Consider the following 14,898-nt stretch of genomic DNA (forward strand, 5'->3'; position numbering starts at 1 on the left):
GCTGGACGCCGGGATTAACGGCTGATGGCCACGATGCATTGGCATCGCAGCCACCGATCGGGATTACAGTTTCTCAGTGCGCCATCCGGGATCCGCCAGTTTCATGGCGCATCTGAATGGCAGGGGCAAGCGCGAGCAGGCCGGCAACGACGCCGACGCCACCGCAGATCCACGACATCCAGGCGATACCAGCGGAATCCGTATACGATCCCATCCATGGCGAGGCGAATAGCAAGGCGCTGGCGATGGTCAGTGCCCATTCCATTGAAACCAGGCGTGGCATCATGACGCTCCAGACGCCGGTGATCACCATGAGCAGGCCGAAGGCCACCATCAGCATCATCGAAGTGCTGGTTCCATCGAGCCACGTGGTTGAAACTGCGGCCGCAATACCTGCCGCGACGCCGACCCAGTCTTGCCACCGAGTCCATTTCTTCATTGCAAATACCTCCAACATTCATCGCAGAGGGCTCCTAAGCGGGAGTCGATTTAAAGGTAGGCTCGCGATTGCCGATGCGCAATCCACTTTTGGGAGCATTTTGGTAAATCCTTGGCCCCCATGGCGCCATTTCCCGCCGGCCGCTGGCCGATGCCTTCCTGTTCCAGGATTCGTACCGCCTATGGCGCTTCGGGTCGCTCGTACTGTGGAGCCACCGCGGGTTTGCGCATAATTCACCAGATCGTCTCGCGCAAGGCGCGTCTTAATCGTTGGCGTTGGCTTCGCAGGATCGTAGCGTCGAAGATGAGTACGTCCAAAGCCAGCACGATCGAGAGAAACGGTGGAACAAATGGGTTTTGCGTATGCGGATCCTGAAGTATTGACCGAGGCGCAACGCGAAGCTGTGGCAGAGCATCAGCGCCGTGTCCAAAGCGACTCCCGGCGCCTGTCGTTGCGTGCGCTGCGCGAAGAAGCGGAGCTGAGCCAGGTAGAACTTGCCACCGTGCTGAAGCTGAGCGTAGACCGCATTGCCCGCATGGAGACCGGCGACCTGGACCGCGTCCAGCTGGCCACTTTGCGCCGCTACGCCGAAGCCATGGGTGCCCGCCTGCAAGTAAAGGCGATCCGCGAGGACATGCACGCCGAACTTGGCTAGCGATTCAAGCCCCCGGCAATCACTGCCAAGCCGCCATTCCTTTCCGACCGGTCAACGCAAATAGCGCGCACCTCGTCGATAAATATGCCACCCATCGCTCAGACGCGCCCAGCGAGGTCTGACTCACTGCGCCGACCAGCTAAAGTATTCCGGTGAGATGCGGGTTATAGACCTGTGTCACAAGGAAGTTCTGAAGGGGTTATTTTGCACGAACGTATTCACCACCGGGCCTTTGCTGATCGCTTGATGAGCGCCGAGCAGGCTGCAGAGTTCATCAAGCCGGGCATGACCGTAGCCATGAGCGGCTTTACCGGTGCAGGATACCCGAAGGCCGTGCCCGGGGCACTGGCTGCGCAGATGGAGCGCCAGCACGCTGCAGGCAAGGACTTCAAGATCAACGTGCTTACCGGCGCTTCCACCGCCCCTGAGCTTGATGGCGTGCTGGCCAAGGCCGAGGGCATGAACCTGCGCCTGCCATACATGTCCGACCCTGAGCTGCGCCGCCGCATCAATGACGGCAACATGGAATACATGGACATCCACCTGTCCCACGTTGCCCAGCACGCCTGGTTCGGCTTCTACGGCAAGATCGATCTGGCCATCGTCGAGGTTGTCGGCGTCACCGCCGAGGGCGATTTGATCCCTTCCAGCTCGGTGGGCAACAACAAGACCTGGCTGGAGATGGCCGACAAGATCATCATCGAGGTCAACGCCCAGCAATCCGCGGCCATGGAAGGCATGCACGATGTCTACTACGGCACCGCACTGCCTCCGCACCGCAAGCCAATCGACCTGAGAACCGTGCGTGACCGCATCGGCCAGCAGTACATGGACGTCGACGTCAACAAGATCGTCGCCGTCGTGGAAACCGACGCGCCAGACCGCCTGAGCCCCTTCGCCCCGGTGGACGAGACCAGCGAGAAGATCGCCGATCACCTGCTGACCTTCCTGGATTCCGAGATCCGTGCCGGACGCCTGTCCGAGAAGCTGCTCCCGCTGCAGTCGGGCGTGGGCAATATCGCCAACGCAGTGCTCGCTGGCCTAGCCCGTGGCGGCTACAAGGGCCTGACCGCCTATACCGAGGTCATCCAGGACGGAATGCTGGAGCTGATCAAGGACGGGACCATCGAGTTCGCCTCTGCCACCAGCTTCTCGCTGTCTTCGGAGGGCATCGAGGAATTCAACCGCAACGTCGACCACTACCGCGAGCGCATCCTGCTGCGCGCCCAGGAAATCTCGAACCATCCGGAGATCATCCGCCGGCTGGGCTGCATTGCGCTGAACGGCATGATCGAAGCCGACATCTACGGCAACGTGAATTCCACCAACGTGCTGGGATCGCACGTGATGAACGGCATCGGCGGCTCGGGCGACTTCGCCCGCAACGGCTACCTGTCGGTATTCATGTCCCCATCGACCGCCAAGGGCGGCAAGATCTCGGGCATCGTTCCTTTTGCTTCGCATGTGGACCACACCGAGCACGACACCATGATCCTGATTACCGAACAGGGCCTGGCCGACCTGCGCGGCCACTCGCCAAAGCAGCGTGCGCAGCTGGTCATCGATAACTGCGCCCACCCGGAGTACCGCCCGATGCTGCAGGACTACTTCGACCGTGCGTGCAAGGAAAGCTACGGCAAGCACACCCCGCATCTGCTGGGCGAGGCCCTGTCCTGGCACCAGCGCTTCCAGGAGACCGGAGACATGCGCCCGGCCAGCTAGTCGCCGGCCAGACGGGGCGCGATGCGCAGGATGCGGTCATCGCCCGCCCCTGGCTGGCCGCGCCCGTCGGTATTGTTGGTCAGCACCATCAGTGCGCCGTAAGGATCCACTAGCACGTCGCGTAGCCGGCCGAGCCGGCCATCGAGCAGTTCATGCTCGGTGGCCGGCTCGTCCAGTTCCACCGCGCGCAGCACTTCTCCGCGCAGATTCGCCAGATAGAGGGTGCCATCGAGGATCGCGATGCCGCTGGGGCTGGCCTCGGACGGGGACCACTGCGCAATCGGATCGGTGTACGACGGATTTCCGCCGCTTTTTCCCTCGGCTTCGGGCCAGCCGTAGTTTCCCCCGGCTTCGATGATGTTCAGCTCGTCGAAGGTGTTCTGCCCGAACTCGCTGGCGAACATGGTGCCATCAGCACCCCACGCCAAGCCCTGCACATTGCGGTGCCCGTAGCTGTAGACGAGGGAATTCTCGAACGGGTTGTCGTCCGGGACGCTGCCGTCAGGTGCCATGCGCAGGATCTTTCCGCCCAGCTGCTGCAGGTCCTGGGCTTGCTGGGGATTGCCCGCATCGCCCACGGTGGCATAGAGCATCCCGTCCTGACCGATGGCCAACCGCCCGCCGTTGTGGATGCTGGCCGAGGGCAACCCGTCAATCAAGGTGCGCGGGGCCGACAGTGAAAGATTCCCGGCGCTGCCTTGCAACGTGAACCGCTGGATGCGGTTGCCGAATTCCGCGGTGGAATACGCATAGAGCCGGTCCGGTGCGAGGAAGGCCAGGCCCAGCAATCCGCCTTCTCCCGTCGCTACGAGATCGTCGATCCGAGCCACTTCGCGGCCTGGTCCGGATCCTGGAATCTCCACGATCCGCCCAGAATTACGTTCGCTGACCAGCAGGCTGTCTTGGGCGTAAACCATGGACCATGGGGCGTCCAAGCCGGTGGCCAGGGGAGTTGGAACAGTTTGCGATTCGGTAGCTGGAGCTGAAGGCGGGGTTGGCGCGGAGCATCCGGCGAGGAACACTGCGCCGAGCACTAGGCAGGTACCCAGAATGCGCTTCATCGAGCTGCTATCCATGCGCTGGTTGATGGCGCGTCGGGCGATAAGTCAGTTCCTGGATCCGTCCGTCCAGCAGCTTGGACTCGACAAGTTCCAGATCGTAGTCATCGACCCCGCCAAGTACCGGGGCAGAACCGCTATGCCCGGTCAGTACCGGGAAGATGGTCACCTGGATGAAGTCCACAAGACCTGCCGCCAGCAGGGAATGGTTCATCGCCAAGCAGCCGTGGGAGCGCAGCGGCACATCTGAAGCTTCCTTGAGCTGTGCGACGACTTCCAGTGCATCAGCTCGCTCCAGCGTGGGGTTTGGCCAGGACAGCGGCTCTTCCAGGGTGGTGGAGATGACGGTGGCGGGCTTGTCGTGCAGGGCCACACCCCACGCGTCTTCAACCTCGGGATTCGCCTCGATTTCTGCCCAGAAGCGGCTGAAGAGACGGAAGGTGTTGGCTCCGAAAACCATGCGGCAAGCCGGAGTGTAGAGCGCGAGGCGGTGAGCTAACAGCTCTGGCCCCTGTTTTCCCCAGTAGCCGCCCCAATCGCCGGCGGCGCTGCCGAAGCCATCGAGGCTGCTGAACACATCGAAGGTATAGGTCGCACTCATGGCGAATCTCCTGGAGCTTGAGCGTTAGATGCCATCTACCGTACGCCCGTGCTCGCGGTGTGAAAACCAGCTAGGCCGGATTCTCAGGCAAATCCACATTCTGGGTGCGCAACTGGCCGCGGGATAGCTGCTTGCCGGTGGATTCATCGGTGATGATGACCTCCCAGAGCTGCTGGGTGCGCCCTTGGAGTAGCGCGGTGGCGATCACCTGGACCCGTGCTCCGGTGGAAGGGCGCAGGAAGTCGGTGGCGTTGTGCACGCCGACTGCGAATTGCCCGCGTTCGGCCACCGCGTAGCTGGCGCCCACCGATCCTGCGCTCTCGATGATCGAGGTGTACACGCCGCCATGGACTACGCCCCAGGGGGTGTGGTGGTTCTCGTCCAACTGCGCGTGGCCGCGTACTTCAGTGGCTGTGATTTCATCGAATTCCAGTCCGATGCTTTCGCTGAAACGGCTGGACTTGTTGGGAATCCGTGGTGCTGGGTTATCCAATTGGTGATCCTCGGGCTAGTTCGGTGTGCTGGCTTCTAGCGCCTGGGCGCGCAGGACATTCTTCTGCACCTTACCAGTGGAGGTGCGCGGCAGATCCTGCGGGAAGACGATGGTGCGCGGCACCTTGAAACCGGCCAGCTTTTCGCGGGCGAATTCAATCAGCGTTTGCGCGTCCAGGGAGGATCCGCTGGCGCGGATGACATATGCCACCGGACGCTCGCCCCATTTCTCGTCCGCTATGCCGATGACGGCCAGGTCCAGCACCTCAGGGTGCGAGGCCAGCGCCTGCTCCACCTCGATGGTGGAGATGTTCTCGCCGCCGGAAATGATGATGTCCTTGGCCCGGTCGCGCACCTGGATGTAGCCATCCGGGTGCATGACACCCAGATCGCCGGTGTGGAACCAGCCGCCATGGAAAGCTTGGGTAGTGGCCGCTTCATCGCGGTAGTAGCCGATCATGACGTTATTGCCGCGCAGCACGATTTCGCCCATGGTCTGTCCATCCGCCGGGACATCGTTCATGTTCTCGTCAACAATGCGTGCGGACTCGGCGGTAATCATGCCAACGCCTTGGCGGGCGAGCTTCGCGGCCCGGTCCGGGCCATCGAGGGCATCCCACTCATCCTGGTACTCGCACACCGTGTACGGTCCGTATACCTCGGTGAGGCCATATACATGGACTACCTCGATGCCCAGCTTCTGCAGCTTGGAGATGATTGCCGGGGACGGGGGAGCTCCTGCGGTGGTGATGCGCAGTGGCGCATCGAGCTGGTGGGCGCGGGTGGAGTCGGCGATGATGGAGCAGACGGTCGGAGCGCCGCACAAGTGGGTGGTTCCAAGATTCTCGATGGCATCCCAAACGGAATCTTCGCGCACGCCGCGCAGGCACAGGTGGGTTCCTCCCGCTGCGGTGACGGCCCATGGAGTGCACCAGCCGTTGCAGTGGAACATCGGCAGGGTCCACAAGTAGCGGGTCTTGGCCGTGAAGCCCTGGTGGTGCGCTTCGCCCAACGAGTTCAGGTAGCTGCCGCGGTGCGAGTAGAGCACGCCCTTCGGCTTGCCGGTGGTGCCCGACGTGTAATTGAGAGTGATCGGAGCCCGCTCATCGGCGATGGCGTAGGGAAGTCTTTCATCCGAGGCTTGTGCGATTAGCTCGTCCAAGGTGGCGTCCACGGGCACGTCCGGACGTTCTCCGGCGTACTGGTCATCGGTGATCTCGATGAGCGCCTCCAGCGTTGGGTTCTCGCGGCGCAGGGTCTTCGTGTTCTCCAACAGCTCTGTGTCGGCAAGCATCAGCTTGGCAGCAGAATGATCAATGATGTATTGCAGCTCGTGGGCCGAGAGTCGGGTGTTCAGGGCAACGAGGACTGCGCCTGACAGCGGTACGGCGTAATGCGCCATGAGCATTTCGGGAGTATTCGGTGCCAGCACGGCCACGCGGTCGCCCGGCTCAATGCGAGCCTTCAGCGCCTGGGCAAAGCGGTGCACCCGTGCTTCGAATTCTTCATAGGAGAAGATGCGAGTTCCATGGATGACGGCGGTCTTCTTCGGATAGGCCTCGACTGTGCGTTCCAAGAAACGCAGTGGGGTCAATTCTGAATGGTTGGCCTGAATCTCTACCATGGTGTGGCTATTCCTCAATCGTCATCGATGGTTACGGAGAACAATAAGCAGGAGTGTGACTCAATGCACTCCATGACCAATAGTGGCATGAACCTCAGCGTCATGCCGGGAAACCAAGTTTCATTACGGTGGGCGGTAGGGGATTCGCGCCAGGGCCCCGAGCCCAGGGGAGGCGTTAGTGTTCTGCCGAATCAAGGGCGGCGGAAGCCTGCTGCGATCATGGGGGCCGAGGGGTTCAAGAAGCGCGGCGCATAGCGAATAAAAGGCTGCCCAAGGACTTCTGGTGGGGCCCTGGATCGAATATTGCGTCGAATATTGCGATTTGCGAAGTGAAATGTTTGACGGCTGTTCGTCATGAGCCATATCGTTTTAAACAGAATCAAGAGCATCAGCTATAAGCCCTGGCTTGCTGATCGGCAACCCTCTCAACGGTAGTGGGGTGCTCCAGGTGAGGATTCGGTTCCACGCAAAATGTGCTGGAACAAGTACCGCACACGGCGCGGAACTTCAGCCCAAGCGGCTTCGAGTAACGAGAAGCCAATGCTTGCAGGCTACTGCGCGGTGGGCAAGACCCAAAGGAATCGAGCCATGTCATTGAATCTTGAACTTGACCCGTTGACCCTGCGCAAGGTTTTCGCTCAGCATCCATCAGGGGTAGCCGCCCTCTGTGCAGAACTGGATGGCGTGAAGACGGGACTTGTCGCTTCATCGTTTACCGTGGGAGTTTCCCTCGAACCTGCACTGGTGATGTTCGCCGTGCAGAAGTCCTCGAACACTTGGCCAAAGCTGCGCGAAGCTGGCCGCATTGGCGTCTCGGTGCTGAGCGAACGCAATGATGGTGTCTGCGCTCAGATTGCCTCGAAAAATGGCGACCGGTTCCGCGGAATCGATACCTATTCCTCGGATCAGGGCGCGCTCTTCGTCAACGACTCAACGTTGTGGTTGGAGACTTCGATCTACAACGAGGTCGAAGCGGGGGATCACTGGGTAGTCCTGATGGAAGTCCACGGGCACCGCACCTCCGAGCACTCGCCACAGATCTTCCATGATTCGCGGTTCCATTCGCTGCCGATTCCTGAGCTCGTATAAGCGCTTCGCATCTTCCAAAGCTCCGGCCAGATCAAAACATCGATCTGGCCGGAGCTTTTTGAATTCCGGTTAGGCGGGTTGAGCCGTTCCCCGCAGCCCTCGACACCGGCAATGCCCGTTCTCTCACGCCACCCAGAAGACGTGGCAAGATGGCTGGCAATCTCATGGCCTGCCTTCTTGGGCCAGCTGCCCCAGGCATTTGGCGATAACCTCGTCATCAAAGTATCTGTCGCGAGAAACCTTGAACTCGCCATATCCGCCACCCGTCTGGGCCGTCGAACAGAACCACGCAGATAGCTCATGGATCCTCGCTGCACGCTGGACCAGAGCGGCAGAGAATTGCCGGCAACCCTCGCATGGGGCTTCCGAGCCATGCAAAGGCTGCGCATCACAAATGAAACCGGCGCTTTATGGCGTCTTCACTGGCGCGCGTCGCGGACGCGAAGTGGCGAGAGTGCGCCGGCAGCCCAGTCGCTGATCCAGGTTCGCCCGCCGAGTCGTTGCACACATTAAGTTATCCACCGCCCCCGAACGCAGAAACCCTAGCCGATTGTGGACTACTGGAAGATCCGGCCTTGCTGGCGAATTTAATCCACGGTGACTTAGGGTTTTGTAAATTCACCAGTATCCACAAGGTTATCCACAAAACTGTGGACAAGACGTGGGCAAATGTGTACAAAGGCTGAAAAACCCCGGGAACTGGGCGATTAAGGGTGTTGATAACCTTGGGTCGGTTGGCGTGAGCTTCAATGAATTAAGTTTCTGTCCACAGGTGTGCGAATACAAACAACCAAGTCAACAGATATTAATGATACGTAGAGTGGGGTAATCCACAGAGTTCTCCCCAGACTGTGAACAGGGAAGTCCACAGGTAGAGGAGTGTTATCCACATATTCTGTGGATAATGAGGTTTACGCCTGTTAATAACAGCCCTAGTGTTGGGTTCGGGAGAGAAATATCCACAGGCGCCTGACATCCAAATGTCCGTATCGACTGACACGATGAAGCGTTGCCATGAGGCAAGGATAATTTTTCCCAGCGGGTCAATAGGGGATGGAAGTGTCTGCAATGAGTGCTGAGCCGGTTTACGAAGGACGAGATTCCGACGCAGGGCGCAAGCCGCCACAGGATATCGAGGCCGAGATGTCGGTCCTCGGTGGCATGATGCTCTCCAAGGACGCCATTGCTGACGTCGTTGAATCCATTCGCGGCACCGACTTCTACCGTCCCTCCCACGAATCGATTTACGAGGCGATTGTCGACCTCTACGGTCGTGGCGAACCAGCCGATGCGGTCACCGTAGCCGACTTGCTGACCAAGCGCGGCGAAATCTCGCGCATTGGTGGCGCCGCCTACCTTCACAATCTCATCCAGCAGGTTCCAACTGCAGCCAACGCCGGGTACTACGCAGAAATTGTGCGCGAACGCGCCGTGCTGCGCCGATTGGTTGACGCTGGAACGCGTATTGTCCAGATGGGCTACTCGCCAGATGGTGAAGTTGACGCAATCGTCAACGAAGCCCAGGCAGAGGTCTACAAGGTGGCCGAGAACCGCAGCAGTGAAGACTACGTGCGACTTTCGGACATCATCGAAGACACCGTTGATGAAATCGAGAACGCGGCCAACGCGGGCGATGGCATTACCGGTGTGCCCACCGGATTCTATGAATTCGACGAGCTGACCCAGGGCCTGAAGGGCGGCCAGATGATCATCATCGCCGCCCGTCCTGCGGTGGGCAAGTCAACCTTCGCGCTGGACTTCGCCCGTTCTGCTGCCATCAAGCACAATATGGCCACCGTGTTCTTCTCCTTGGAAATGGGCCGCAATGAAATTGCGATGCGCCTGCTCTCGGCCGAAGCATCCATCCAGCTCCAGGATCTGCGCAAGGGCTCGGTGGAAGACGCACAGTGGACCAAGATCGCCACGACCATGGGCCGGCTGAACGAAGCCCCGTTGTTCATTGATGATTCGCCGAACATGTCCATGATGGAAATCCGTGCCAAGTGCCGTCGCCTCAAGCAGCGCAATGAGCTGCGCATGATCATCCTGGACTACCTGCAGCTGATGAGCTCGGGCAAGCGTGTGGAATCGCGCCAGCAGGAAGTTTCCGAGTTCTCGCGTAACCTCAAGCTGCTCGCCAAGGAACTCGACGTTCCGTTGATTGCGCTGTCGCAGCTGAACCGTGGTTCCGAGCAGCGTACCGACAAGAAGCCAATGGTTTCGGACCTGCGCGAATCGGGCTCGATTGAGCAGGACGCCGACATGGTGATTTTGCTGCACCGTGATGACGTCTACGACAAGGAAAACCGTCCGGGCGAAGCTGACGTGATTATCGCAAAGCACCGTGCCGGTCCGACCAAGACCATCACCGTGGCCTTCCAGGGCCACTACTCGCGCTTCAACAACATGTCCACCGAGGGTTAGTCCCAGTCAGAACTCATATGGCACCTACTAAGCCAGCGAATTGCTGGCTATAGTGGGTGCCATGTTCGCTTCGATGCAGGCTTTGCTGTGGGGCACTGTGGCCGGCTCGGCCCTGTTGCTGGGATCCGGCGCGGCCTGGTGGCTGAAGATCCCCAAGATCTGGGTCAGCGCCATCATGGCCTTCGGTGCCGGGGTCCTGGTCAGCGCACTGGCCTTCGAGCTGGTGCTCGAAGCCTATGAAACCGGCGGCCTCGTTGCGACGCTGGGCGGCGTGATCGTGGGCGCTGCCTTGTATTTCGGCGCGAACCGGCTGCTGGCCTGGAGAACCTCAAAGCGGCAGGCGCAGCGCGCAGGAGAGCAGGAGTCATCGGGAACCGCGCTCGCGGTCGGTGCACTCATCGACGGCATTCCCGAGTCCGTGGCCCTTGGACTTTCCGTGGTCGCCACCGCGAGCATTAATCCGGCGATGCTCATCGCCATATTCATCTCCAATGTCCCCGAGGGACTGGCGAGTACCGCACAGATGAAAGCGTCCGGGCGCAAGGGGTCCTCGATCGTTTTGCTCTGGGGATCGATAGCCATTTCCTGCGGCATCGCTGCCTTCCTCGGAGCGCTGCTGCTGGAATCCATGCCCGGTGAAGTGCTGGCCTTCGCCACCGCGGTCGCTGCCGGAGGCATCTTGACGATGATCGCCGACACCATGATCCCGGAAGCCTACAAGGTGGAGCACGACTACACCGGGTTGCTGGTGACCTCGGGCTTCCTGGCGGCCTTCAGCCTGCACGTGATCGGCGGCTAGGGGAAACCTGAGATCATGGATGCATGCCCCTGAACCGCAGCAGCCAATCAGCCGAGCGCGCCGAGTCCACGATCTATGCTCCGCAGTATCTTGCCACCACCCTTGGCATGTTCGTGCTCGTCTTCCTGGTCGCTTTCGAATCCATGGCCGTGACCACGGTAATGCCACTGGTCAGCGAGCTGCTGGAGGGCGAACGCTACTTCGCCCTGGCCTTTGCCGCGCCAATCGCCAGCGGGATGCTGGGGATGGTTGCCGCCGGAGAAGTCACCGACCGGTGGGGGCCCAAGCACCCGCTGTCCATCGCCGTGGCCGTTTTCTGCATTGGGCTGCTGATCTGCGGTTCAGCCGAGAACATGCAGGTCCTGATTGCCGGGCGCATCTTGCAGGGAATTGGCGGTGGCGCGATCACCGTCGCCATCTACGTGCTCATTGCCCGCGCGTATCCTGCGCATCTGCATTCCAAGATCTTCGCCCTGTTCGCTACCGCCTGGGTGGTCCCGGCGCTGATCGGCCCCTGGCTGGCCGGCTTGATGGCCGTGCACCTCGGTTGGCGCTGGGTGTTCTCCGGCGTGGCGGTGCTGGTTGTTCTCGCGTTCTGCGGGATCGTGCCGGCGTTGAAGTCGCTGAGCTCCCAGCGCAATCCGGACCTGGGGCCGATTTCCAAGAAGCGGCTGATGCTGGCCGGCCTGGCTGGACTGGCTGTCATCTGCATGAACTTGCTCGGCAATGCGCAGGGCAGCTGGTCCCTTCTGGGACTGGTCTTGGCATTGGCGGTAGCCCTTGCAGCAATTCGCCCGTTGCTGCCCAAGGGCACGTTCAGCTTGGCCAAGGGGCTGCCGTCCACCATCATGACCCGCATCTTCGTGGCCGGGGCCTTCTTCGGCGTGGAAGTCTATCTGCCGTACCTGCTGCGCGAGGATTACCAGCTGGGTCCCGACCGGGCGGGCCTGATCCTGACGGCCTCGGCATTGTGCTGGTCGGTGGGTTCATGGCTGCAGGGAAAGCTGGGGGATAAGGTGGAATCCTCCACCTGCATCACCGTGGGTGCGATCGCCGGCAGCGTAGCGATTTCAAGCGCATTGGCCACCGCGATCTTCCATCCGCCGGTCCTCGTGCTGGTCTGCGGATGGGCCGTGGGCGGCTTCGGCATGGGGATGATCTTCCCGCGGCAAAACGTGAACATGCTGGCCCTGTCTGCCAAGGATGAACAGGGATTCAACTCATCGGCAATGACCGTGGCCGACTCCCTGGGCAACGCCGGAACCACCGCCATCGGTGGCGTCATCTTCGCGATGGCCGCCACCGGGATGGAGTTCATCTCGGTCTTCAGCTTCAGCCTCTTGCTGATTCTGGTCCTGATCGCGATCTCGCCGCGCACCAAACCTGTTGCGCAGCCAGCAGCCTGACTACGCTGGGATCATGGACACAGAGCTTCCCAAGACGAGCAACCCCGCCGCCAGGGCTTTCGAGCAGGCCGGCATCACCAGTCTCGAGCAGGCGGGGCAAGCCGGCACCGCGGCGCTGCTCGCGCTGCACGGCGTCGGCCCGAAAGCCATCCGCATCCTCCGCGACGAGCTGGCCGCACGCGGCCTCAAGATGAACCCCTGAGATCTCCGGTTTAGCCGCGCGGCAGGATGCCCAGGTGGTCCTTGTCCGGTTCCACGATATGCTGCGCATACTCGGTGTGCTTGGCAACGTAGGCCTTCACGTACGGGCAGACCGGAACGATCCTGGCACCGCTGGCGATGGTGTTCTCCAGCGCGAATTTCACCATGACGCTGGCTAGGCCCTGTCCGCCGTATTCCTCATCCACGGTGGTGTGGAAGAAGATCCGCTCGACGCCTTGGGCCCCATCAAAATCGCGGTAGTGCGCCGCTCCGATGATCTTGCCGTCATCGTCGAGGGCGAAGCGCTGGCGCTCGGGCAGGAATACTGGTTTGATGTCGCTCATTGGGAGTTCCTTATTGGTTAGGCGGGGTTCACGCGCGGGCGCAGGCGAACGGTGGGAAGTGCTGGAGCCGGCAAGGCTGCCGGAGTATTAGGCGGGAAAGGCCCGAAGCGATCCTCGGAGGCATCCCCGGGCTCGGCCCCGATCTCGGCCTGCCATTGCGCGCGGAACGCGAGGACTTCCTCATGGGTGCGGCCTACGAAGTTCCACCACATCAGGATGTCTTCCTTCAGCGGCTCTCCGCCGATGAGCAGCGCCAGAACCGGCTGGTCCCCGGACTTCAGGCGCAGGGTCGTGCATCCCGCACGCACGAACCCGAGATCGCGTGGAGCGAGTTCATGGCCGTTGACTTCAAGATTGCCGGAGTCCAGGAGGATCCCGTGCTCATGGTGCCCGGGGACAACCACTTCGATCTCGGTGTTCGGTTCAAGGCGCAGTTCGGCGCCACCGAGCTCGGTGTGCGTCTTCACCGGGGAGGTGGACGACTTGCCCGACACCCCGTAGGTGCCAAGGAAGACCGACAGCGACCAGCCGGGAGCGGTGAGCGCTTCCGGGCGGTAGTTCTCAAAAGTATGTTCCATATCCCGTGCATGATCCGGCAGCGCGGTCCATAGCTGGGCGCCGTGAAGGATGGTGGTGTCTTCGGTGAGGATCTCCGAATGGCTGATTCCGTGCCCGGCGGTCATCAGATTGACCTCGCCGGGTCGCACGGTCGCCTTGAACCCGGCCGAATCCATATGGTTGATCTCTCCGGTGAAGAGCCAAGAGACAGTCTGCAGTCCGGTGTGCGGGTGACGGGGCACGTTCATCCCGCCGGTGACTGCGACATCGTCAGGACCGTAATGGTCCAGGAAGCACCAAGCGCCGATCAGGCTGCGCTGCTTTTGCGGCAGTGTCCGGAAGACCGTCATTGCCCGCGGACCGCCCAAGGGCACTTCGCGTGGTTCCAGGATTTCAACCTCTGCCTGGGAACGCACTGCACTGCAGCCGATCTCCTCAGGCCGGTGCTCAAGATTGCTCATATGCCAAGGCTATTCACTGTGGCCCGCTTTGACTACTTGCGCCACCGATTCGAACGCAACTGGAATTGGCGCTGCGACCCGGGGCAGCTTTCGGCCCGGGCACGGTATTCTCGACCGCGGTACGATCAATGCAGTGGTATTAGGCATCTTTCAAGGAGCTTGCGACAACGTGGACAGTGCTATTCTTCGCGACGAAGATCTTCTCAAGCTGGAAAAGCAGGTGTGCTTCGGCCTGGCCGTAGCCTCGCGCTCGGTGATCTCGGCATACAAGCCCGTGCTGGATCCGCTGGGGCTGACGCATCCCCAGTACCTGGTGATGCTGGCCCTTTGGGACTTGGGGCCGATCAGCGCCCGTGCCCTCAGCGGGCATCTGCACCTGGATCCGGGAACGCTTTCCCCGTTGGTCAAGCGCCTCGAAACTGCCGGTTTGGTGGCAAAGACGAAGAACCCGGACGATGAGCGGGCCGTCATCATTCAGCCCACCGAGAAGGGTGCCGCGCTGCGTGCTGAAGCGGTGGAGGTGCCGCGCGAAATGATGGCCCGGCTTGCCCTGACCGACAAGGATGTGCTGGAGCTGCGCGGCATCCTGGACCGCATTATTGCTGCAGGTTCGAACGCTCCGAAAAGCTAGAACCCCATTTAGTTGGTGCACCAACTAATGACGTATGATTGAAGTGCCAGTGCTCGCAAACCCAATGACCGAAGAGGACGACGATCATGGATGAATCACCCCTGCCGATCATTTCCGATACCACCGGACTAAGCGTCGGCTACCGCATATTCTGGCGTCTGAAGTACTTGGGATTGTCCATCTTCGGTCCGGCCGAGCGCCGTGTCCTCGCCAGCCCTCGCGAACGCATCAAATGGGACCGCGCAATGAAGGTCATGCGCGCCCATGAAGCTGCCGGAACCTCGCCGGATGAGCAAACGCTGTACACCGCGAGCCGCATGGAGCCTCGCCGTCCGCAGGGGTAGTTGCCCCTGCGGGTGCACCTGATGGCGGGCCGCGATAATATTGACCTTAT

At 61.0% G+C, this 14,898-nt stretch carries 16 protein-coding genes and 1 riboswitch; of the genes, 9 read left to right on the plus strand and 7 right to left on the minus strand.

Translation table 11 applies throughout. The annotated features are described in order from the left end of the window. Positions 1-73: 73 nt before the first annotated feature. Positions 74-439, minus strand: coding sequence for an SPW repeat protein (locus ACIOU9_RS12100; RefSeq protein ID WP_402697035.1), 366 nt, complete (start codon positions 437-439; stop codon positions 74-76). Positions 440-788: 349 nt separating this feature from the next. Here ACIOU9_RS12100 and ACIOU9_RS12105 point away from each other — a divergent pair, with 349 nt between their 5' ends. Next, positions 789-1,094 carry a helix-turn-helix domain-containing protein gene (locus tag ACIOU9_RS12105; protein WP_402697037.1) on the plus strand — a complete coding sequence of 102 codons (306 nt, stop codon included), beginning with the start codon at positions 789-791 and terminating at the stop codon, positions 1,092-1,094. A gap of 204 nt (positions 1,095-1,298) precedes the next feature. Further along, complete coding sequence (locus ACIOU9_RS12110) at positions 1,299-2,816, plus strand: acetyl-CoA hydrolase/transferase family protein (RefSeq protein WP_402697039.1); 1,518 nt, start codon at positions 1,299-1,301, stop codon at positions 2,814-2,816. Here the strand turns inward: ACIOU9_RS12110 and ACIOU9_RS12115 are convergent. The 4 genes from ACIOU9_RS12115 to ACIOU9_RS12130 all read right to left on the minus strand — a co-directional run bounded on the left by ACIOU9_RS12115 (position 2,813) and on the right by ACIOU9_RS12130 (position 6,591). After that, the gene (locus ACIOU9_RS12115; protein ID WP_402697040.1) at positions 2,813-3,877 is read right to left on the minus strand and encodes a PQQ-dependent sugar dehydrogenase; all 1,065 of its coding nucleotides are present in this window, start codon (positions 3,875-3,877) and stop codon (positions 2,813-2,815) included. The two genes, ACIOU9_RS12110 and ACIOU9_RS12115, sit on opposite strands and share 4 nt — an antisense overlap. A 7-nt stretch (positions 3,878-3,884) precedes the next feature. Beyond that, positions 3,885-4,475 carry a dihydrofolate reductase family protein gene (locus tag ACIOU9_RS12120; protein WP_402697042.1) on the minus strand — a complete coding sequence of 197 codons (591 nt, stop codon included), beginning with the start codon at positions 4,473-4,475 and terminating at the stop codon, positions 3,885-3,887. Between the two features lie 70 nt (positions 4,476-4,545). Continuing rightward, positions 4,546-4,968 carry a PaaI family thioesterase gene (locus tag ACIOU9_RS12125; RefSeq protein WP_402697044.1) on the minus strand — a complete coding sequence of 141 codons (423 nt, stop codon included), beginning with the start codon at positions 4,966-4,968 and terminating at the stop codon, positions 4,546-4,548. Between the two features lie 15 nt (positions 4,969-4,983). After that, positions 4,984-6,591: a long-chain-fatty-acid--CoA ligase gene (locus tag ACIOU9_RS12130; RefSeq protein ID WP_402697046.1), complete on the minus strand. Its 1,608-nt coding sequence runs from the start codon at positions 6,589-6,591 to the stop codon at positions 4,984-4,986. 377 nt (positions 6,592-6,968) lie between these two features. Further along, a riboswitch (SAM riboswitch) is annotated at positions 6,969-7,085 on the plus strand. Between the two features lie 94 nt (positions 7,086-7,179). Here ACIOU9_RS12130 and ACIOU9_RS12135 point away from each other — a divergent pair. From ACIOU9_RS12135 to ACIOU9_RS12155, 5 genes are all read left to right on the plus strand, one after another. Next, positions 7,180-7,680: a flavin reductase family protein gene (locus tag ACIOU9_RS12135; RefSeq protein WP_402697048.1), complete on the plus strand. Its 501-nt coding sequence runs from the start codon at positions 7,180-7,182 to the stop codon at positions 7,678-7,680. Between the two features lie 1,068 nt (positions 7,681-8,748). Further along, positions 8,749-10,104, plus strand: a complete 1,356-nt coding sequence (gene dnaB / locus ACIOU9_RS12140; RefSeq protein WP_105656572.1) for a replicative DNA helicase — start codon at positions 8,749-8,751, stop codon at positions 10,102-10,104. A gap of 61 nt (positions 10,105-10,165) precedes the next feature. Then, positions 10,166-10,903, plus strand: coding sequence for a ZIP family metal transporter (locus tag ACIOU9_RS12145; protein ID WP_402697050.1), 738 nt, complete (start codon positions 10,166-10,168; stop codon positions 10,901-10,903). A 23-nt stretch (positions 10,904-10,926) separates the two neighbouring features. Beyond that, positions 10,927-12,309: an MFS transporter gene (locus tag ACIOU9_RS12150; protein WP_402697052.1), complete on the plus strand. Its 1,383-nt coding sequence runs from the start codon at positions 10,927-10,929 to the stop codon at positions 12,307-12,309. 13 nt (positions 12,310-12,322) lie between these two features. Then, the gene (locus tag ACIOU9_RS12155; RefSeq protein WP_105656632.1) at positions 12,323-12,511 is read left to right on the plus strand and encodes a hypothetical protein; all 189 of its coding nucleotides are present in this window, start codon (positions 12,323-12,325) and stop codon (positions 12,509-12,511) included. 10 nt (positions 12,512-12,521) lie between these two features. Here ACIOU9_RS12155 and ACIOU9_RS12160 read toward each other — a convergent pair whose 3' ends face one another. Both ACIOU9_RS12160 and ACIOU9_RS12165 read right to left on the minus strand, forming a co-directional pair. Next, a complete protein-coding gene (locus ACIOU9_RS12160) occupies positions 12,522-12,854 on the minus strand; it encodes a GNAT family N-acetyltransferase (RefSeq protein ID WP_105662222.1) in 333 nt (110 codons plus the stop codon). 17 nt (positions 12,855-12,871) lie between these two features. Beyond that, on the minus strand, positions 12,872-13,873 hold the full coding sequence (locus ACIOU9_RS12165; protein ID WP_105656569.1) for a pirin family protein: 1,002 nt from the start codon (positions 13,871-13,873) through the stop codon (positions 12,872-12,874). 169 nt (positions 13,874-14,042) lie between these two features. On the opposite strand from ACIOU9_RS12165, the gene ACIOU9_RS12170 reads away from it, so the two are divergent. Beyond that, positions 14,043-14,504, plus strand: coding sequence for a MarR family winged helix-turn-helix transcriptional regulator (locus ACIOU9_RS12170; protein ID WP_105656568.1), 462 nt, complete (start codon positions 14,043-14,045; stop codon positions 14,502-14,504). 86 nt (positions 14,505-14,590) lie between these two features. Next, positions 14,591-14,848 (plus strand): hypothetical protein, encoded by a 258-nt coding sequence (locus ACIOU9_RS12175; protein ID WP_286134083.1) that lies wholly within the window; start codon positions 14,591-14,593, stop codon positions 14,846-14,848. Positions 14,849-14,898: the final 50 nt, after the last annotated feature.

The organism is Glutamicibacter sp. NPDC087583, assembly GCF_044743685.1.
GTDB lineage: Bacteria > Actinomycetota > Actinomycetes > Actinomycetales > Micrococcaceae > Glutamicibacter.